The sequence below is a fragment of the Pseudomonas sp. TH31 genome (genome assembly GCF_016650815.1).
Lineage (GTDB): Bacteria > Pseudomonadota > Gammaproteobacteria > Pseudomonadales > Pseudomonadaceae > Aquipseudomonas.
Genome location: NZ_JAEKEZ010000038.1, coordinates 525,565 through 545,095, shown reverse-complemented (window position 1 = coordinate 545,095; position 19,531 = coordinate 525,565). Strand labels below are relative to the sequence as shown.

Annotated in this window: 13 protein-coding genes and 3 pseudogenes; 10 read left to right on the top strand and 6 right to left on the bottom strand. The window is 60.0% G+C overall.

What is annotated here, in order from left to right; translation table 11 throughout:
* Positions 1–26 precede the first annotated feature (26 nt).
* From JFV26_RS32835 to JFV26_RS32825, 3 genes are all read right to left on the bottom strand, one after another.
* Positions 27–680, bottom strand: a complete 654-nt coding sequence (locus tag JFV26_RS32835) for a peroxiredoxin (protein ID WP_201197658.1) — start codon at positions 678–680, stop codon at positions 27–29.
* Positions 681–774: 94 nt separating this feature from the next.
* Positions 775–1,410: a response regulator transcription factor gene (locus JFV26_RS32830; RefSeq protein ID WP_201197657.1), complete on the bottom strand. Its 636-nt coding sequence runs from the start codon at positions 1,408–1,410 to the stop codon at positions 775–777.
* 4 nt (positions 1,411–1,414) lie between these two features.
* Positions 1,415–2,875 carry a sensor histidine kinase gene (locus tag JFV26_RS32825; RefSeq protein WP_242487972.1) on the bottom strand — a complete coding sequence of 487 codons (1,461 nt, stop codon included), beginning with the start codon at positions 2,873–2,875 and terminating at the stop codon, positions 1,415–1,417.
* Positions 2,876–3,105: 230 nt separating this feature from the next.
* Here JFV26_RS32825 and JFV26_RS32820 point away from each other — a divergent pair, with 230 nt between their 5' ends.
* From JFV26_RS32820 to phaR, 4 genes and pseudogenes are all read left to right on the top strand, one after another.
* A complete protein-coding gene (locus JFV26_RS32820) occupies positions 3,106–4,728 on the top strand; it encodes an acyl-CoA synthetase (protein ID WP_201197655.1) in 1,623 nt (540 codons plus the stop codon).
* Positions 4,729–4,839: 111 nt separating this feature from the next.
* Positions 4,840–6,611, top strand: a pseudogene (locus JFV26_RS32815) (acyl-CoA dehydrogenase C-terminal domain-containing protein).
* 67 nt (positions 6,612–6,678) lie between these two features.
* Positions 6,679–6,846: pseudogene (locus tag JFV26_RS32810) on the top strand (OprD family outer membrane porin); the annotation flags it as partial.
* A gap of 224 nt (positions 6,847–7,070) precedes the next feature.
* Positions 7,071–7,590 (top strand): annotated as a pseudogene (phaR, locus tag JFV26_RS32805) (polyhydroxyalkanoate synthesis repressor PhaR).
* 35 nt (positions 7,591–7,625) lie between these two features.
* On the opposite strand, the gene phaP reads toward phaR, so the two are convergent.
* Positions 7,626–8,195, bottom strand: a complete 570-nt coding sequence (gene phaP, locus JFV26_RS32800; RefSeq protein ID WP_201197654.1) for a TIGR01841 family phasin — start codon at positions 8,193–8,195, stop codon at positions 7,626–7,628.
* A gap of 244 nt (positions 8,196–8,439) precedes the next feature.
* Between phaP and JFV26_RS32795 the strand changes: the two genes are divergently transcribed.
* Positions 8,440–10,827 (top strand): DUF3141 domain-containing protein, encoded by a 2,388-nt coding sequence (locus JFV26_RS32795; protein WP_201197653.1) that lies wholly within the window; start codon positions 8,440–8,442, stop codon positions 10,825–10,827.
* A 203-nt stretch (positions 10,828–11,030) separates the two neighbouring features.
* On the opposite strand, the gene JFV26_RS32790 is transcribed toward JFV26_RS32795, so the two are convergent.
* The gene (locus JFV26_RS32790; protein ID WP_201197652.1) at positions 11,031–12,068 is read right to left on the bottom strand and encodes an AraC family transcriptional regulator; all 1,038 of its coding nucleotides are present in this window, start codon (positions 12,066–12,068) and stop codon (positions 11,031–11,033) included.
* A gap of 241 nt (positions 12,069–12,309) precedes the next feature.
* Here JFV26_RS32790 and phbB point away from each other — a divergent pair, with 241 nt between their 5' ends.
* The 5 genes from phbB (at position 12,310) to JFV26_RS32765 (ending at position 18,267) form a co-directional block, all read left to right on the top strand.
* Complete coding sequence (phbB, locus tag JFV26_RS32785; RefSeq protein ID WP_201197651.1) at positions 12,310–13,056, top strand: acetoacetyl-CoA reductase; 747 nt, start codon at positions 12,310–12,312, stop codon at positions 13,054–13,056.
* 57 nt (positions 13,057–13,113) lie between these two features.
* Positions 13,114–14,292 (top strand): acetyl-CoA C-acetyltransferase, encoded by a 1,179-nt coding sequence (locus JFV26_RS32780; protein WP_201197650.1) that lies wholly within the window; start codon positions 13,114–13,116, stop codon positions 14,290–14,292.
* Between the two features lie 95 nt (positions 14,293–14,387).
* Positions 14,388–16,091, top strand: coding sequence for a class I poly(R)-hydroxyalkanoic acid synthase (gene phaC, locus JFV26_RS32775; protein ID WP_201197649.1), 1,704 nt, complete (start codon positions 14,388–14,390; stop codon positions 16,089–16,091).
* A 143-nt stretch (positions 16,092–16,234) separates the two neighbouring features.
* Entirely contained in the window at positions 16,235–16,888 is a 654-nt protein-coding gene (locus tag JFV26_RS32770) for a hydrolase (protein WP_201197648.1), read from the top strand.
* 53 nt (positions 16,889–16,941) lie between these two features.
* Positions 16,942–18,267, top strand: coding sequence for an OprD family porin (locus tag JFV26_RS32765; protein WP_201197647.1), 1,326 nt, complete (start codon positions 16,942–16,944; stop codon positions 18,265–18,267).
* Positions 18,268–18,421: 154 nt separating this feature from the next.
* Here the strand turns inward: JFV26_RS32765 and JFV26_RS32760 are convergent, their stop codons facing one another.
* Entirely contained in the window at positions 18,422–19,387 is a 966-nt protein-coding gene (locus JFV26_RS32760) for an isopenicillin N synthase family dioxygenase (protein WP_201197646.1), read from the bottom strand.
* Positions 19,388–19,531 lie beyond the last annotated feature (144 nt).

Genomic DNA, 19,531 nt, shown 5'->3' with positions numbered 1-19,531 from the left:
GGGCTGGTCACCCAGCCCTGGCGCCTCTACTTCGGCTGCGCCACCGTGCGCAAATAAGGCTTCACCGTTCTGAAACCATCCGGATATTTCTTCCTGGCGTCTTCATCAGAGACTGAAGTCGGAATGATCACGTCCTCTCCCGGACGCCAGTTCACAGGGGTGGCAACGGTGTGCCTGGCGTTCAATTGCAGAGCATCCAGCAGACGCAGCACCTCATCGAAATTGCGACCGGCGCTCATTGGGTAGATCAGCATCGCCTTGACCTTTTTGTCCGGCCCGATGATGAACACGGAACGCACCGTGGCGTTGTCTACGGCAGTCCGGGTACCGCCGCTGGCGTTCGGATGAATCATGTCGTAGAGCTTGGCTACCACCAGGTTTTCGTCGCCGATCATCGGATAGTTGACCGCATGCCCCTGGGTTTCTTCGATGTCCTTGGCCCAGGCTTGGTGGTTGCTGACGGGGTCGACGCTGAGCCCGACGACCTTGGTGTTGCGTTTATCGAACTCTGGCTTGAGCCTTGCCATGTAGCCGAGTTCAGTGGTGCACACCGGGGTGAAGTCCTTGGGGTGCGAGAACAGAATCGCCCACTTGTCGCCGATCCACTCGTGAAAATGCAGCGTGCCTTCGGTGCTTTCGACGGTAAAGTCCGGCGCTTCGTCGCCAATGCGGATTGTCATGTACGTTCTCCTTACTGTGAGTTCGTAGGGGAAACTCTCTGCGCTGAACCGGTCAACGCGGATCAAGTATAGGAGACGCTTCAAGACATCGCGGTTACCGCAGCTTCAACGGATCAACCAGCCCCGCCGCAATCGCCATGCCCACCAGATCCGGCAAGGTATCGGCCTGCATGCGTTTCATCACCCGCGATCGATACAGGTCGACGGTTTTTGCACTCACGCCCAGTTGCTCGGCGATTTCGCGGGTGGTGTAACCCTGCACCAGCGGCAGCAATACATCGCGCTCCCGTGGGGTCAGCGTCAGCATGCGTTCCTGCAATTGTTCGTGCCCCAGATTGCCTGAGCGATTGGCCGCGCCGTTGCTCAGCGCCTGTTGCACGCTGTCGAGCAGCAACTGTTCGTTGTAGGGTTTTTCGATGAAATCATGGGCTCCGGCCTTGAATGCGCGGACCACGATTGGCACATCGGCGTGGCCGCTGACGAAGATGATCGGCAAGTCGAGTTCGCGCTCGCGCATGGCTTCCTGGACGTTCAAACCACCCATGCCAGGCATGCGCACGTCCAGCAACACGCAGGCATTGAGCCGTGCATCGCAGGCTTCGAGAAACTCGATACCGCTGGTAAACGGCAAGGCCTTAAGGCCTACCGACTCCAGCAGCCATACCGTCGAATCGAGCATGCCTTGATCATCGTCGACCACATACACCACGTGTTCCGTCACACCCGCCATTGCGTTATTCCTGTTGTTGTTTTATTGGGCCGGCCAGCGGCAAGCGGCAATACACCAGCAACCCAGCCGGTTGCCGGCGAGCCCGCAACTCACCACCAAAACCTTCGATGATGCTGCGGCTCATGGACAATCCAAGGCCCAGGCCATCCGTTTTGCTGGTGTAGAACGGAGTGAATATTTGCTCAAGTTCCGGTTCACTGACGCCCGGACCCTGGTCATGCACGCTGATTTCAACGGTTGCACCACTGCCCTGCCCTGCAGCCATCACGATCAGCGACGGCCGGCCCGGATGTTGTTCGCGGTTGGCATCGATGGCATTGCGCAACAGATTGAGCAGTACTTGCTCCAGCAGTACCCGGTCGGCATAAACGGGCGGCAGATTATCCGGCAGTCGATCCTCGATTGTCACTTGGCAATTGGCCGCTTCCCAGGCACAAAAGCGCAGCGCTTCACGGGCGACATCGGCGACATTCAAGGCCTGCATGCGCCGCTGCCCCTTGCGCAGAAAACCGCGCAAACGGCGGATGACTTCCGAGGCGTGAGTGGCGTGCAGGGTGATGCGTTCCAGGCCTTGGGCCACCCGTTCGGCGGCCTGCGGATTAGTGTCCAGCGCCTGCATGTAGCGTTGGCTGGCGTTGGCATAATTGACCACAGCTGCCAGTGGCTGGTTGATTTCATGGGCGATACCCGACGCCAGTTCCCCTAGCGTCACCAGTCGTGCGGTGTGCGCCAGTTCGTCCTCCAGACGCCGCCGGTTTTCTTCGGCCTGCACGCGAGCAGTAATGTCCCGGGACACGCAGACCACTTCCACCACCGCCCCGGTGTAGGTTTCACGAATCGCCCGGCTGGCGGTTTCGAACCACAGGTAATGCCCGTCGCGATGGCGGATGCGATACGTCATCGTGTGATAACCGTCCTGCTCCAGGGCATCGCGCGCGGTTTGCACGAGGTTGGCCAGGTCTTGGCCATGGAAAAGTCCCTGAGCCATTTGCCCGCGCAGCGCTTCAGGCCAATAACCGAGCAAGGTCCAGGAGGCCGGCGACGCATCGAGAAAGCGCCCGTCCGGTGTATGCCGGGAAATCAGGTCGGTGGTGTTCTCGATGATCAACCGATACAGCCGCCGCGCCGTGGCTGCCTCGCGTTCGGCCAGCACTCGGGTCGTGGCCACGCAACAACGGGCGAGCACGCGGTTGTGCTGCGGATCGGGAATAAACGTCCAGATCAGAATCTGTGCCTGGAACTCGGCCTCGACCCCTTCGATGGCACGTTGTTGATCCAGGCAGGCGCGCACCAGGTCGCGATGATTCTTCGGTAAAAACCCCGGTACGTAGCTGTGAGGATGCTGCGCCAGCAGTGCCAGCAGCGCCGCATTCAATTCAAGCGGCTGACCCTGGCTATCGAGCAGCACACTCGGCTGTGGGTCGTAGCTCAATAAGGGTGAGCCGGGCAGTTGAACGGGAGTCATCGCAGATCCGCTACGTTGGGGAAACCAAGGATATACCGGCCATAGAAGTATGGCCTCACTCATTTAGCGCCAGAAGAATGCAATATAGTATATATACTATACAACCTAGGTTGTACTTCCATATCCGTGGCTGATTGTTATATAAAGCAAGCCGGACATAAAAGTTGATCCCGGCGGCTACGCTGAAAGGTCATCTATAGAGCTAACAATCAGCCACCGAGTACCCGAACATGTCGATCTTCGAACAAGGGCTTGCCCCTACGGCTGTCAATCATATTGCCCTGTCTCCGCTCAGCTTCATCGAGCGTACCGCTCACGTTTACCCCGACTACCCCGCCGTCATCCATGGTTCGATCCGCCGCACCTGGGCGCAGACCTATGCGCGCTGCCGGCGCCTGGCGTCGGCACTGGCGGGCCGCGGGATCGGCAAGGACGACACCGTCGCCGTGATGCTGCCCAACATCCCCGAGATGCTGGAAGTGCATTTTGGCGTACCCATGATTGGCGCCGTGCTCAACCCGCTGAACGTGCGCCTGGATGCCGAAGCCATTGCGTTCATGCTGCAACACGGCGAAGCCAGGGTGCTGATCACTGACCGTGAATTCCACCATGTGATTCACGCCGCCATCGGCATGCTCGATCACCCGCCGCTGGTGATCGACGTCAATGACCTCGAATACGGCGAAGGCCAAGCCGTCAGCGACCTGGACTATGAAGCGCTGCTGGCAGAAGGCGATCCGCAGTTCGCCTGGCAATGGCCGGATGACGAATGGCAAGCCATCTCGCTGAACTACACCTCCGGCACCACCGGCAATCCAAAAGGCGTGGTCTATCACCATCGCGGTGCCTACTTGAACGCGCTGGGCAACCAGATGACCTGGGCGATGGGCAACCATCCGGTGTACCTCTGGACCCTGCCGATGTTCCATTGCAACGGTTGGTGCTACCCGTGGACCATCACCGCATTGGCCGGGGTGCATGTGTTCCTGCGTCGGGTCGATCCACAGAAAATCCTCACGCTGATCCGCGAACACCAGGTCACTCACCTGTGCGGCGCGCCGATCGTGCTCAATGCCCTGGTCAACATGCCGGAATCGGCGAAGGCCGCCATCGATCATCCGGTCAACGCCATGGTCGCGGGCGCTGCTCCGCCGGCCAAAGTGATCGGTGCCGTGGAAGAAATGGGCATCAAAGTCACCCACGTCTATGGCCTGACCGAAACCTATGGCCCGGTGACACTTTGCGCCTGGCATGCCGAGTGGGATGAATTGCCTCTGGATGAGCGAGCCCAGGTCAAATCCCGCCAGGGCGTACGTTATCCGACACTCGAAGGCGTGATGGTCGGTGACTCGACGACGCTGAAACCGACCCCGCGCGACGGCAAGACCATCGGCGAGATCTTCATGCGCGGCAACACCGTGATGAAGGGTTACCTGAAGAACCCGACGGCCACCGCCGAAGCGTTTGAAGGCGGCTGGTTCCACACCGGCGACCTGGCGGTGTGTCATCCCGACGGTTACGTCGAGATCAAGGATCGGCTCAAGGACATCATCATTTCCGGCGGCGAGAACATATCCACCATCGAACTCGAAGGCGTGCTCTACCGCCATCCCGGTGTGATGGAAGCCGCGGTGGTGGCCCGTCCCGACGAAAAATGGGGCGAAACCCCTTGCGCCTTTATCACCTTGAAGGCTGATCACCAGGATGTGCGCGAGGCGGACATCATCAGTTTCTGTCGCGAACACCTGGCCGGCTTCAAAGTGCCACGCACGGTGATCTTCACCCTGCTGCCGAAGACCTCCACCGGCAAAATCCAGAAGTACGTGCTGCGCGACCGGGCCCAGGCGCTCTAACTCAACCGATGCTGTATCACCCAGGCGGCAGGCCTCGTACCTGCCGTATCGGGTTCGTGCACGCCAAATTCGACACCGCCCCTCGCACAACCGCCCCAAGAGGTTCACGTTATGCCCGAATTCAACGCCCCATTGCGTGACATGCGCTTCGTGCTGCATGAAGTGTTCGACGCCCCCGCCCTGTGGGCACGCCTGCCAGCCCTGGCCGACAATATCGATGCCGATACGGCCGACGCCATTCTTGAGGAAGCGGCGAAAGTCACCTCGCATCTGATTGCACCGCTCAATCGCAGCGGCGACGAGGAAGGCGCGCATTGGGTCTACGGTCAAGTCACCACACCCGTGGGCTTCAAACAGGCTTACGCCACCTACATCGAAGGCGGTTGGGTCGGTTTGTCCGGTAACGCCGATTTCGGTGGCATGGGCATGCCAAAGATGCTCGCCGTGCAGTTCGAAGAAATGCTCTACGGTGCCAATTCAAGCTTTGCGCTGTACTCGGCATTGAGTTCCGGCGCCTGCCTGGCCCTGGATGCCCACGCCAGCGAAGAATTGAAAAACCTCTACCTGCCGCCAATGTACGAAGGCCGTTGGGCCGGCTCCATGTGCCTGACCGAAGCACATGCCGGGACGGACCTGGGGATCATTCGCACCCGAGCCGAGCCCCGGGCGGACGGCAGTTACAGCCTCAGCGGCAGCAAGATATTCATCACCGGTGGCGATCAGGACCTGACCGAAAACATCATTCATCTGGTGCTGGCCAAACTACCGGACGCACCGGCGGGTCCACGAGGTATCTCGCTGTTTGTGGTCCCCAAAATGCTGGTGAATGCCGACGGCTCCCTGGGCCATGCCAACGCCGTGAGCTGTGGTTCGATCGAACACAAGATGGGCATCAAGGCCTCGGCCACTTGCGTGATGAACTTCGACGGCGCCAGCGGCTGGCTGGTGGGCGAAGCCAACAAAGGCCTGGCGGCGATGTTCACCATGATGAACTACGAACGCTTGTCGATCGGCATCCAGGGCATCGGCTGCGCAGAAGCGTCCTATCAGAGCGCAGTGGCCTACGCCCGCGAACGGCTGCAGAGCCGCTCCCCGACCGGTGCCACGGCCCCGAACCAGATCGCCGATCCGATCATCGTTCACCCCGATGTACGCCGGATGCTGCTGAGCATGAAAGCCCTGACCGAAGGTGGCCGCGCGTTCGCCAGTTATGTCGCGCAGCAACTGGATTTGGCAAAGTTTTCCGATAACTTCCGGGAGCGAGACAACGCGCAAAGCCTGGTCGCGCTGCTGACACCGGTGGCCAAGGCGTTTTTCACCGACACCGGCCTTGAAAGCTGCATACACGGCCAGCAAGTGTTCGGTGGCCATGGCTACATCCGCGAATGGGGCCAGGAACAATTGGTCCGTGACGTGCGCATCGCACAAATCTACGAAGGCACCAACGGCATTCAGGCACTGGATCTGCTCGGGCGCAAAGTGCTGGCCGACAGCGGCGTAGCGCTGCGCCAGTTCACCGGCGAGATCCGCCACTTCGCCCATCAGCCCGACGCGCCCTACTGCGCTCAACTGTTCGATGCCGTGCAGCGTCTGGAAAACCTCAGCGACTGGCTGCAAGACCAGGCCGCGACCAATCGCAATGAAATCGGCGCCGCGTCAGTGGAATACCTGCACCTGTTCGGCTACGTCGCCTACGCCTGGCTTTGGGCGCGCATGGCGCAAGTCGCAAAGAAAAAAGCAGCGAAGATCCGGTCTTTTATGGGGCGAAGGTGGCCACCGCTGACTTCTATATCGAGCGCCTGCTCCCGCGCATTCTGAGCCTGGAGCAATCCATTCGCGCGGGCAGCGGCTCCTTGTATGGCCTGAGTGCCGAACAGTTCTAACGATTGAACCGCACGCGGCGCCCCGCTCCTCTTTGGGCGTTCGTGCGACCTGGGCATCAATCGCCCCGAGGGTAAGGAATGGGAGCGCGATACCGATATCGGCTATGTCGTGCAGAGTCGCCCGTTAAAGAACGTTGGGGTGAAATGGCGCAATGCGACCGTGCGCTCGACCAACTTTGGCAGTGATCTGGATGAGAATCGGTTGATCGTCAGCTATAGCTTGCCGATCTGGTAGGTGAATGCAGTATCACGAAGGGGACTTGCTTAACGGCGAGTCCCTTTTTTCGGGCGTGAATATTTGGTGTTCTGGCGGGCCTCTTCGCGAGCAGGCTCGCTCCCACAGGGATTTGTGAACGCCGCAGAACCAGTGTGGGAGCGAGCCTGCTCGCGAAGGCGGCCTCAAGGGCACCAAAGAAGGTTAAGATGCCTTTAAATCAGGCTCGCCACGAGACGCCCCGCATGACAGATAACAGTCGGAACACTCCCCGCCTGATCAAGAAATACCCCAATCGCCGCCTGTACGACACCCACACCAGCAGCCACTTGACCCTGGCCGATATTCGTCAATTGGTGGTCGATAAAGTCCCGTTCCAGGTGGTCGATGCCAAAAGTGGCGAGGACCTGACCCGCAGTATTCTGCTGCAAGTCATCCTGGAAGCCGAAAGCGGCGGAGAGCCGATCTTCAGCAGCGAAATGCTGATGGGCATCATCCAGTTCTACGGCCCGTATCAAGGCGTGCTCGGCAGCTACCTGGATAAAAGCATCCAGACCGTCATCGACATCCAGTCCCAGACCGGCGCCCAGTCGACCGAAGCCTGGAGCACCTTCATGCACCAGCAGGCGCCGGTGATGCAGGACTTGATGCGCCAGTATGTCGACCAGTCCAAGGCGTTGTACCTCAATACCCAGAACATGTTCGGTATGTTCGGCGCCAAGCCTGCCGCCGATAACGAGCCGAAAAAATGGCGATGGGGAATAATCCCATCGCCATCGGTACCGCCAGCCTGATGTGACTTACTTGTTACCGTGGGAGGCCTTGGCCCCCGCTTCCGGAGCGGCTTTGCCGGCGGCGGCAGTCGCTGCGTCGAAACCGCTCTGAGCCACATCGGACGCCTGTTTTACGGCCTTCTGTGCGCTCTCGAACACAGTGCTGGCATTCGCCAGGCCCGACTTGAAGGCTGCGACCACTGGCTCGGAGCCAGCCGGGGCATTCTTGCTGATCGACTCAACAAACTCATTCACCTGCTGAGTGCCGGCCTCGACCTGACGTTCGGTCAGTTTGGCGATGTCCGACTGGGTGCCGACGATCAGCGCTTGAACCTGACGATTGAACTCGGCCAGACGTTCGGTTTGCGCGCTCGGTTGAGTGAACGACGCCTGCAAATCAGCGAAGCCCTGTGGATCACGTACCGCCAACAACTTGCGCACACCTTCGAAGTGTTCTTCGGTGGAGTCGCGCAGTGCCTTGAACTGCAACTGGCTCAGTTGCTCAACGCTGGCGAAGACTTTGCCGCTGATTTGCTGCAACAGGTCGAGGTTGGCTTTCTGAGTGGCTTGCAGTTTTTCCGAGTTGAAAAAAGACATGCTGAAATCTCCTGGTACTGGAAGGCCCATTCAGGCCTGAGGACGCGACAGCGATCCGGGCAGTCATCGCGATTGGCTTGATATTGCAGTGCACAAAACCATTTGGCAACGGATATTTTGTGCACTGCAAAATAAACGGTACTCCCTGCGGAGTTATTCGCTATAGACTCGTGAAAATCCGATATTCGGCCTAGCCATTGCTAGTCTGGCTGACGGCTCCCCCGCACAGTGTCAGGAGATCACCATGGGCCAGGAAGAAATTATTGCATCGCAAGAACAAACGCTGTCCCCGACGGTCGGTTTGTTCGAGCACCTGAATCACCTGCAACAGCTCAACACTCGCAACGTGCTCGACGCCGTGCAGCAGCGCCAGGCAAAAACCTTCGCGCCGCTAAGCCAAGGCCAGTTCAAACAACCTACGGCGGCTGACTGGCAGGAATACTTCACTGACCTGAGCCAACGCAGCCTGTTGTTCTGGGACACCTTGCGTCAACGCGGCGACAACACCCTGGCCCATGAGCGCGCTGGTTTTCCGCTGTTGCTCAAGTTCGACCATGAAACCCTGCTCAACGGTGCGGACCTGGCGCGCCCGGTCAACTACTCACTGTTACGCATCCTCAGCAGCCCGGAGCAATCGATCGACAACCAGCAACCGGTGATCATCATTGACCCGCGCGGCGGCCACGGCTCCGGGATCGGCGGTTTCAAACAGGATTCGGTCATCGGCGAAAGCCTGCGCGCCGGTCATCCCACCTATTTCATCAGCTTCAGTCACTCGCCAAGTCCCGGGCAAACCCTGGCGGATATTATCGCGGCGCAGGCGCAGTTCATCGAAGTGGTCAGTGCGCGGCATCCCGACAGCGCCAAACCGGTGGTGATCGGCAACTGCCAGGCTGGCTGGGCGCTGATGGGGTTGGCGGCAACGCGGCCAGAACTGCCGGGGTTGATCATCGTCAATGGTGCGCCGTTGTCGTACTGGGCCGGGGTCAACGGGCGCAATCCGATGCGCTACACCGGCGGTTTGCTGGGTGGCGGCTGGATGGCGCGCCTGGGCAGTGACCTGGGCAACGACCGATTCGACGGCACCTGGCTGGTCAGTAATTTCGAAAACCTCGATCCGGCCAACGCCTACTGGGGCAAGTACTACCACCTGTTCAGCGAAGTCGACACCGAAGCGGCACGCTTCCTCGATTTCGAACGCTGGTGGGGCAGCCCGACGCTGCTCAACAGCGAAGAAATCGAGATGATTGTCGACGACCTGTTCATCGGCAATCAGCTGTCCGGCGGCTTGGGCCGCAAGAGCAGCGGGCTCGACCTCAAGCGCATCGAAGTGCCCGTGGTGGTGTTTTGCTCCTTTGGCGACAACATCACCTCGCCGCAACAGGCGCTGGACTGGATCGCCGATGTGTACCCCAGCGACCTCGCCCTGCAAAACGCCGGGCGCACCATTGTCTACCTGCGTCACGCCAGCATCGGCCATCTCGGCATCTTCGTTTCCGGCGAAGTCGCCCGACGTGAGCACCGTGAGTTGCTGGGCGCGGTCGAAACCATCAACGCCCTGCCCGCCGGGCTCTATGAAATGCTGATCGACGATCTACCCGACACGCAATACGCGGTGCGTTTCGAACCCCGGCACATCGCCGACATCCACGGCAACGTGCAGCCAGCCCGCGATGATGATCGCGAATTCGCCTTGGTCGAGCGCGCCTCACGCATCAACAACAGCCTCTACGACGCTTTTGTTCGTCCGTGGTTGCGCCCGCTTATCAACGAGCCAGGCGCCGAGCTGATGCGCAAGGCCCATCCCTTCCATCAGCAGCAGGTGCTCTGGAGCAGTTTGAACCCGGCGCTGTGGTGGCTGGCTGGCAGCGCTGCGCAAGTGCGCAAGGATCGTCGCCCCGTCGCCCCGGACAATCCGTTGCTGGCCTGGCAGGCGTTGTTTTCCAACCAGATTCAGGACGCGCTGAACGGCTACCGCGATCTGCGCGATGCGACTCAGGAACTGTGTTTCTACGGCGTGTATGGCGCACTCGATAGCCTCGATGGCAACACACCGAAGCGCGATCTTCAGGCCCACGCCGAGCAGCACGACAAACAGTTGCTCGAACACCTGGAAACCGCCCTGCCCCTTGGCGGCCTGATGGAAGCCTTGATCCGCATTCTGCTCCTGCTGGAACGCGACAGCGACGAACCGGGCAAGGCCAATCTGGAAAACCTGCTGCAGCAATTGCAGATCTTGCTGCAGGACCACAGTGCCGAACCGCTGAACCTGCGCGAAACCCTGCAAGCCCAGAAAATGCTGGTACTCGCTCACCCGCAAGAAAGCCTGCGCAGCCTGCCGCTGTTGCTGCCCGAAACCGAAGAACGTCAGCAGGTATTGGCTGCCGTCGCCAACCTGTTACCAGAGTTGCTGAGCGATACCGCGACCGGACACGGCTTCTGGTGCGAGCTGCACACCCTGCTTGAAGTACCCCTGCCGGGTTTCAACCTGACCCAACCGCCCGGCGAAGCGGATGTGTTAGAAGAGCCCGAGCCTTTACTCCCTGCGGCCCCCTGCGTCGCGGAGGTGAAAGAGCCCGTGCGCAAAACGGCCAAGGTCAAGAAAGGTACGAAAAAACCGCCGATCAAATGACCTGCAATGCTGGAATGCGATTGGGTAGCAGCTGCCGAGCCCGCGAGGCTGCGTTCGACTGCGCAGCAGTCGTCAATTCAGGCCGCGCGGTGTTTCAGGAAGACCGTGCATCCGGGTTTTGCGACTGCTGCGCAGCCGGACGCAGCCTCGCGGGCTCGGCAGCTGCTACAACAAGCCGGACGCAGGCACCGCCAGCGGCTACCTCAAACCGGCACAGCCTCTTCCACTTCAAGGGATTCATCCGCCCGATACTGCCCCGGCGTCATCCCGAACCAGCGGCTGCACGCCTTGTTGAAACTGCTGTGATCATGAAAGCCAAGCAAATACGCCACATGCTTCATGTTGAAATGAGAATGGCGCAAGTAAAAATCCGCCAGTTGCCGGCGCACCGCGCTCTGCACATCCTTGAATTGCGTCCCATCCTTTTCCAGCGTTCGTTGCAGTGTGCGTTTGCTGATATTCAACGCGGCGGCGATCGACTCCATATCGTACGGCCCCTGCCCCTGGCTCAACCGCTCGGTAATCAACGCGCGAATCCTGCCGACAATCGAGAAACCAAACAGCAGCTCCAGTTGCGCTTCGGCAAAACTGTCATGCAACACCGCCAGCGCCTCGTTGGCCATGCTCAACGGGCGCAGCACTTCCTGGCCGTCGAACAGAATGCTGTCGTAGGCCGCGTCAAACTGCAGGTTGCAGCCAAACAAACGCCGATGTTCAGACGTGTCTTCAGGTTCTGGATAACTGAACTCCACCTGCAGCGGTTGCGGCGAGTTGCCGCCAGCCAGCCAGCGACAGAACCCCATCAAGGACGCCAGGCCAGCGTCGACATATTGCCGTGGTTTGACCGAGCCGGCCTGCTGATGATCCAGCGCGGCCAATCGATAGTGCTGCTGCTCGGCCATGAAAAACAGGCTGAACCCGGTACCGATCAACGGGCTGAAACGCACCAGCCGTTCAAGGGCCTTTTTCAGGTTCAGACTGGACATCATGGTGTAGCCGACAATCTGAAAACTGCCGGGATGGAAGTTGCCATAGGCTTTCAGGCCGATATCGGGATCACCACTGGCCTGTGCCGCCAGCGCCCATAGTCGATAGATCGCACGTCGCTCGCAAAACGCTCCGGGTTGGTTCGCGAGATTGATGTCCTGTCCAGCCTCAAGGCACAGACTGGCGACATCCAGCCCTTGAGCCGAGAGCGTATTGACCAGCACGCTGGCATAGCCGGAACTCATTCTGTACATGGCGTCCTCAATGACCTGTGGAACCGAACATCCTGTCCGGAGCCATAACCGATCTGCGCTGAATCAAATAATAACGGGCCGCTCAGTGGCGAGTGTTGATCCCAGTATAGGTACTCCTCGTTTTTAGCCAGGCATGGCACCGTTGGACACCATTGCGTCACCTCACAACACTTCCCCAGCCCCCGGGAATGCCGAACAATCCTGCCATCTTGCAGCGCAAAATATAAAAGGGAAGGAGCATATGAAGTCGCTTGGTCGTATTGCATTGGTAACCGGTGGTATGGGTGGGATTGGTACGGCGATCAGCCAGCGTCTTTACAAGGAAGGTTTCAAGGTTGTGGTGGGTTGCAGCGCCAACTCCAGCCGCAAGAACGAGTGGGCCGCGAGCCAGTTGGCGGCGGGCTATGAATTCGAATTCGTGTATGGCGACATCACCGACTGGGAGTCGACCCGCAAGGCTTTCGAGCTGGTCAGGGAAACGGTCGGGCCGGTCGATGTGCTGGTCAACAACGCCGGCATCACCCGGGACGCCTCGTTTCGCAAACTCACCCCCGAAGACTGGAACGCCGTGATCGGCACCAACCTCAGCGGCTTGTTCAACACCACCAAACAGGTGATTGAGGGCATGTTGAGCAAAGGCTGGGGGCGAGTGATCAACATCTCTTCCATCAACGGTCAGCGCGGCCAGTTCGGCCAGACCAACTACAGCGCGGCCAAGGCCGGCATCCACGGCTTCACCATGGCCCTGGCGCGGGAAGTCTCGGGCAAGGGCGTGACCGTCAATACGGTTTCGCCGGGCTACATCCAGACCAGCATGACCGCGGCCATTCGCCCGGACATCCTCGACAGCATGATCGCCGCCACCCCGGTCGGACGCCTGGGTCAACCGGAAGAAATCGCCTCCATCGTCGCCTGGCTGGCTTCCGATGAATCGGCCTACAGCACCGGAGCCGACTTTTCGGTCAACGGCGGCATGAACATGCAGTAGGCCTGTCAGGGCATGGAGGCCCTGCTCCCGTTCGACACAATCTTAATGAGGTCACGCATGAACGAAGTCGTAATCGTTGCCGCCACTCGTACCGCCATCGGCAGCTTCCAGGGTGCCTTGTCCGCGATACCGGCCACTGAACTGGGTGCGGCGCTGATTCGCCGCCTGCTGGAACAGACGGGCATCAGCGCAGAACAAATCGATGAAGTGATCCTCGGCCAGGTGCTCAGCGCCGGTTCGGGGCAAAACCCGGCACGCCAGACCGCGATCAAGGCCGGCCTGCCCTTCACCACCCCCGCGATGACGTTGAACAAAGTCTGCGGTTCAGGCCTCAAGGCTGTGCAACTGGCGGTTCAGGCGATCCGCTGTGGTGACGCGGAACTGGTGATTGCCGGCGGTCAGGAAAACATGAGCCTGGCACCCTACGTGTTGCCCAAGGCCCGAACCGGCTTGCGCCTGGGCCATGCGCAACTGCAAGACAGCGTGATCCAGGACGGTTTGTGGGATGCGTTCAACGACTACCACATGGGCATTACCGCGGAGAACCTGGCGCAGAAGTACAGCCTCACGCGCGAGCAACAAGATACCTTCGCCGCCACCTCGCAACAGAAAGCCGCCGCGGCCATCGAGGCTGGTTACTTCAAGCGTGAAATCACCCCGATCCTGATTCCCCAGCGCAAGGGTGAACCGCTGGCCTTCGACACCGATGAACAGCCACGGCCAGACAGCAGCCTCCAGTCCCTGGGCAAACTCAAACCGGCGTTCCAGAAAGACGGCAGCGTCACCGCCGGCAATTCGTCGACCCTCAACGATGGTGCCGCCGTGCTGTTACTGGCCAGCGCCGCCAAGGCTCAGGCCTTGGGGTTACCGATTCTGGCGCGGATCAAGGCTTACGCCAGTGCCGGTGTAGACCCATCGATCATGGGCATCGGCCCGGTCCCGGCGACCCGCCTGGTACTGGAGAAGGCCGGCTGGAATCTCACCGACCTGGACCTGATCGAAGCCAACGAAGCCTTCGCCGCCCAGTCACTGGCGGTCGCCAAGGAACTGGGCTGGGACACCAGCAAGGTCAACGTCAATGGCGGTGCAATTGCCCTCGGTCATCCGATTGGCGCATCGGGTGCGCGGATTCTGGTCTCGCTGCTGTTTGAGCTGATCCGCCGCGATGGCCACAAAGGCCTGGCCACGTTGTGCATCGGCGGCGGGCAAGGCGTCAGCCTGGTCATCGAGCGCTAGTCACACCGAACTGCTTGCCTTAGCTACTGACGCGGCACCGCAGCACGGTGCCGCGCTTTTTTCTGCCCGGTTTATCTTTGTGGGCAAGGAGTTCCATGGATAACAACGCGCACACCTTCAACACTTACTGGTCCGGCCAGGTTCCGTTCATTGCGTCCTTTGCAGTGCAACAATTACGCCTGTGGGTCAGCACCAATCCATGGTTTACAGGGCATGAATACAACGACTGGTTCGACCTGCCTCGCGGCACCCTCGACAGCCTGCAATCGGACTACCAACTGCAATGGGGCGACCTCGGCCAGCGCCTGATGACTGGCCAGCCGTTTACCTTCGAAGACCGACGATTTGCCAGCGGCAACTGGAGCCAACCGCTGTTCGGTTCCCTCGCCGCGTTTTACCTGCTCAACGCCGGGTTCCTGTTGAAGTTGCTGGACAAGCTGCCGATCAAGGAAAAGAAGCCGCGCCAGCGCCTGCTGTATCTGGTGGAGCAAGCCATCGCCGCCGGTGCGCCGAGCAACTTCCTGGCGAGTAACCCGGATGCCTTGCAACGAGTGGTCGACACCCAGGGTGCCAGCCTGCTCACGGGGTTGCTGCACCTGGCCAGCGACCTGCAAGAAGGCAAGATGCGCCAGTGCGACAGCAACGCCTTCAAGGTCGGTGTGGATCTGGCCACCACTCCTGGCGAGGTGGTGTTCGAGAACGAACTGTTCCAGCTGATTCAGTACTACCCGCAAACCGAAACCCAGTACCGCCGCCCGGTGTTCGTCGTGCCGCCGTCGATCAACAAGTACTACATCCTCGACCTGCGCCCCGACAACTCGATGATCCGCCACCTGTTGCAGCAAGGGCACCCGGTGTTTCTGATGTCCTGGCGCAACTTCGACCAGGCGCACGCCAACACCACCTGGGATGACCTGATCGAAACCGGCATCATCAAGGGCCTGCAAGTGACCCGCGAAATCAGCGGCGAGCAACGGCCCAACTGCGTCGGTTTCTGCATCGGCGGCACGTTGTTAAGCACGGCGCTGGCGGTCCTGGCCGCGCGCGGCGATAAAGAAATCGCCAGCGTCAGTCTGTTGACCACCTTCCTCGATTACCTCGACACCGGTCCCATCGACATCTTCGTCGACGAACAACTGGTGGCCTACCGCGAACGCACCATTGGCGGAAAGGACGGCCCCATAGGCTTGTTCAAGGGCGAGGACATGGGCAACACCTTCTCGCTGTTGCGCCCCAATGACCTGTGGTGGAACTACAACGTCGACAAGTACCTCAAGGGCCTGAAGCCAATCGCGTTGGACCTGTTGTTCTGGAACAACGACAGCACCAATCTGCCCGGCCCGATGTATTGCTGGTACTTGCGCCATACCTACCTGCAGAACGACCTGAAATCCGCCGAACTGGATTGCTGTGGAGTCAAGCTGGACCTGCGGGCCATCGAGGCGCCGGCGTATATCCTTGCCACCCATGACGACCACATCGTGCCGTGGCGCAGCGCTTACGCCAGCACCAATCTGCTGGGCGGGACCAAGCGCTTTGTACTCGGCGCGTCGGGGCATATCGCCGGGGTGATCAACCCGCCGGCCAACCACAAGCGTCATTACTGGACCAACAACCGCGTCAGCAAAAACCCGGACACCTGGTTCAAGAATGCAGACCAGCATCCGGGGAGCTGGTGGAATGACTGGTGCGTCTGGCTGGCCAGTCACGCCGGGGAGCGCCAACCTTCGGTGCTGAGTATCGGAAATGCCCGTTACCCGGCAATCGAGTCGGCACCGGGGCGCTACGTGAAGCAATGATAGAAGCCCTGCGCGATAAATGAACATCGCGCAGGGCTTGGCGCCTCATCCCCGCAAAAAACCAAACACAGCACACCGACTCAATATCCCCGCCCGAATCTGCGCAACCATGGCCCTTCACTCCCTCCCGTAAGGACCTTGTGATGGCCATTGCAAAAGCAGTACCCGGCAAAACCCTGCTGACTCCAACCGACCACACCCTGATCATGATCGACCACCAGTCGCAGATGTCCTTTGCGACCAAGTCCATCGACGCCGTGACCCTGCGCAACAATGCGGCGCTGGTGGCCAAGGCGGCTCGTGGATTCAAGGTCTCGACCATCCTCACCACCGTCGCCGAGAAGAGTTTTTCCGGGCCGATCTTCGACGAAATCAAGTCGGTGTTCCCGGAACATCACGTGATCGATCGCACCAGCATGAACACCTGGGAAGACGAGCGCATCGCCGTTGAAGTCAACACGTTCGGCAAGCAGAAAATCGTCCTGGCCGGCCTGTGGACCTCGGTGTGCATCGTCGGCCCGGCCTTGTCGGCCATCGACCAGGGCTTCGAGGTGTACTTCATTGCCGATGCCTGCGGCGATGTTTCGATCGAAGCCCATGAAATGGCGATCCAGCGCATGGTCCAGCTCGGTGCCCGGCCGATGACGTCGCTGCAATACCTGCTGGAACTGCAACGTGACTGGGCGCGTACCGAGACCTATGAAGAAACCGTGAAAACCTCGATCGCCAATGGGGGTTCTTATGGTTTGGGCTTGATCTACGCCAAGACCATGTTTGGCGCTTCCGAAGGCCATTAAGAAAAAACAGCGACTGCGGGTCCTGCGCAGTCGCTGCCTCGTGGTGATCACCCATGACCTTTTCTGCACGACACTGTAAATCCCTTGCCGCCATGACGATTCTGTTCGCCGGCACGGTCCTGGCCGATGAACCGGCACCCATAGCGCAAGGCTTCCTGGACGGCGCGACGCTGGGTGTATTGAGTCGAAACTTCTACCTCAACAGCGACTACCGCTCACCCTCGCCTGCGGGCAAGAGTTACAAACAGGAATGGGCTCAAGGCTTTATCAGCTCTTTTGAATCCGGTTTCACCGACGGCCGCATTGGGTTCGGTCTCGACGCACACGCCTTTCTCGGGCTCAAGCTCGACGGCGGCAAAGGACATTCAGGCACCGGATTACTGCCGGTTGATAATGATGGCCGTAGCGAAAGCAACTTCTCCAGTGGCGGCGGCGCAATCAAGCTCAAGGCGTCCCGCACCACCCTGGCGTTCGGTGAAATGAGCGTGGAAACCCCGGTGTTCGACACCTCGGACAAACGCCTGCAACCGGAGTACGCCACGGGTTTTCTGATGAACAGCCGGGAAATCGACGGGATGAACCTGGTGGCCGGGCACTTCACGGCGTTCAAGAACCAGGACAGCTCATCGAGCAAGGGTGACTTCTACGGGTACGGTGCCAACACCGAGGCGGGCGGCATTAGCTTTCTCGGCGCCGACCTGTTCACCAACAGCCCGCTGGGCGGCGCGTTGTACGCCTCCGAACTGAGCGACACCTGGCACCAGTACTACGGCAATCTGCACCTGAAGCAATCGGATATTTTCCTCGACGCCAATCTCTATCACACGCAAGACACCGGCCGGGCACTGGCGGGGGCAATCGACAACACGGCCTACAGCCTGTCGGGCAAGTACACCCTTGGTGCGCATGGATTCACCCTGGCCTATCAGCAAATCAATGGCGACACCCCGTTCGATTTCGTCGGCGGCGACTCCATTTACCTCGCGAACTCGATCAAGTACGCCGACTTCAACGGCGCCCACGAGCGCTCCTGGCAAGCCCGCTACGACCTCGACCTGGGGGCGTTCGGCATTCCCGGGCTGAACTTCATGACCCGCTATGTGACGGGCCGCGACATCGACGGCACCCATGCGCCCAAGGGCGGTGCCTACAACCCGTTCGACGCAGCGACCGGTGAATACCAGCCGCAACAAGGTGATGGCGGACGGCACTGGGAGCGCGACATCGATTTACGCTACGTCGTGCAATCGGGGTCGGCCAAGGGCTTGTCCTTGCAGCTGTCCCATGTGTCACATCGGGCCAACAGCGCCCAGGCGGGCGATGACATCGACCGGGTTTATGTCGTGGTTCAGTACCCGCTGAGTTTCGGTCACCTTTGATCGGCGCTATGCCAAACGCCAGTCAGTTAAGGCGCATAACCTGTGGGAGCGGGCTTGCTCGCGAAAGCGGTGGTTCAGTGAGCATTGATGTCGACTGACACGGCCTCTTCGCGAGCAAGCCCGCTCCCACAGGAGTGCATTTCAATCCTCAGGCTTATGCCTGTTTTTTGCGATACGCCATCGAGTCGTCGATCCGCTTGAGGATGTAGTCCCCCGCCGCCACCGGCGGATAAAGGCTCAGCGCCGGGTCGATCCCCAAGTCGCAGGGATCGACCGTGGCGCCATAGGTCAGGTCATAGAACGTCGCGATGGAGTAGCGTTCGTGGCCCGAGGTGTTGATCACCCGATGCAGGGTCGAGCGAAAACGATCATTGGACCAGCGCGCCAACAGGTCTCCGACGTTCACCACCAGGCTGCCGGGAATCGGCGTGGCATCGATCCAGCGGTTGGAGCCCAGTTCACGGACCTGCAAACCGCCACTGTTGTCCTGATACAGCAACGTGATGCAACCGTAGTCAGTGTGAGGAGCCACCCCGAACTGATCGGCTTCGGCCTGGGGCGGTTGCGGCGGGTAATAGACCATCTGGGTGCGCTGCAACGGCTTGGTGTATTTGTCGGTGAAAAAATCTTCGTCAATGCCCAGCCCCACTGCCACCACCCGCAACAGGTCGGCGCCGGCCCTGGCGATCTCCTGATAGTAGTCAGACAAGGCCTCGCGCAACGACGGCATGTATTGCGGCCATTGATTTGGCCCGCGCAGCGCCTCACCGGCGAGCACGCTGGGATCATCCTCGGCCAGTTCGAGCCCAATACTGAAAAATTCCTTGTGATCGGGTTTGGTGGCTTCGTACATGGTCGCCCCGCCCAACGCATGCCAGCCACGATGCCGTTTGTTGACCGCTACCTGCCGCTTGATCTCGGCCGGGTAAGCAAAGAATTCTCCGGCGGCCGACATTGCCCGGTCGATCACCGCCTGCGGCACCCCGTGATTGATGATGTAGAAGAAGCCGATGTCGCAGCAGGCGGTTCGAATGGCGTCGGCGGCTCGACGAATACTCGCCTTGTCACCTTCGCGGACACCGGACATATCGATCAGAGGCAGATGAATAGTAGAAGACATGCTCACTCCAGAGGCCGTGGTGATGGGTGATCGTTCAGGGACAGGAGGCAACGGCGCCACCCTGTATATACAGCTAAAAGCATTTACTGTGCCGCTCCCTACCCCACTCCCCCAACTCCCCGCACGCCAAGGCGTCTGTTCGTT

Excerpts from the sequence above, each read along its gene's own strand:
- JFV26_RS32825 (WP_242487972.1), bottom strand. The coding sequence starts at position 2,875 with ATGACTCCCGTTCAACTGCCCGGCTCACCCTTATTGAGCTACGACCCA.
- JFV26_RS32820 (WP_201197655.1), top strand. The coding sequence starts at position 3,106 with ATGTCGATCTTCGAACAAGGGCTTGCCCCTACGGCTGTCAATCATATT.
- JFV26_RS32795 (WP_201197653.1), top strand. The coding sequence starts at position 8,440 with ATGGGCCAGGAAGAAATTATTGCATCGCAAGAACAAACGCTGTCCCCG.
- JFV26_RS32835 (WP_201197658.1), bottom strand. The coding sequence starts at position 680 with ATGACAATCCGCATTGGCGACGAAGCGCCGGACTTTACCGTCGAAAGC.
- JFV26_RS32790 (WP_201197652.1), bottom strand. The coding sequence starts at position 12,068 with ATGTACAGAATGAGTTCCGGCTATGCCAGCGTGCTGGTCAATACGCTC.
- JFV26_RS32760 (WP_201197646.1), bottom strand. The coding sequence starts at position 19,387 with ATGTCTTCTACTATTCATCTGCCTCTGATCGATATGTCCGGTGTCCGC.
- phbB (WP_201197651.1), top strand. The coding sequence starts at position 12,310 with ATGAAGTCGCTTGGTCGTATTGCATTGGTAACCGGTGGTATGGGTGGG.
- JFV26_RS32770 (WP_201197648.1), top strand. The coding sequence starts at position 16,235 with ATGGCCATTGCAAAAGCAGTACCCGGCAAAACCCTGCTGACTCCAACC.
- JFV26_RS32765 (WP_201197647.1), top strand. The coding sequence starts at position 16,942 with ATGACCTTTTCTGCACGACACTGTAAATCCCTTGCCGCCATGACGATT.
- phaP (WP_201197654.1), bottom strand. The coding sequence starts at position 8,195 with ATGTCTTTTTTCAACTCGGAAAAACTGCAAGCCACTCAGAAAGCCAAC.
- phaC (WP_201197649.1), top strand. The coding sequence starts at position 14,388 with ATGGATAACAACGCGCACACCTTCAACACTTACTGGTCCGGCCAGGTT.
- JFV26_RS32780 (WP_201197650.1), top strand. The coding sequence starts at position 13,114 with ATGAACGAAGTCGTAATCGTTGCCGCCACTCGTACCGCCATCGGCAGC.
- JFV26_RS32830 (WP_201197657.1), bottom strand. The coding sequence starts at position 1,410 with ATGGCGGGTGTGACGGAACACGTGGTGTATGTGGTCGACGATGATCAA.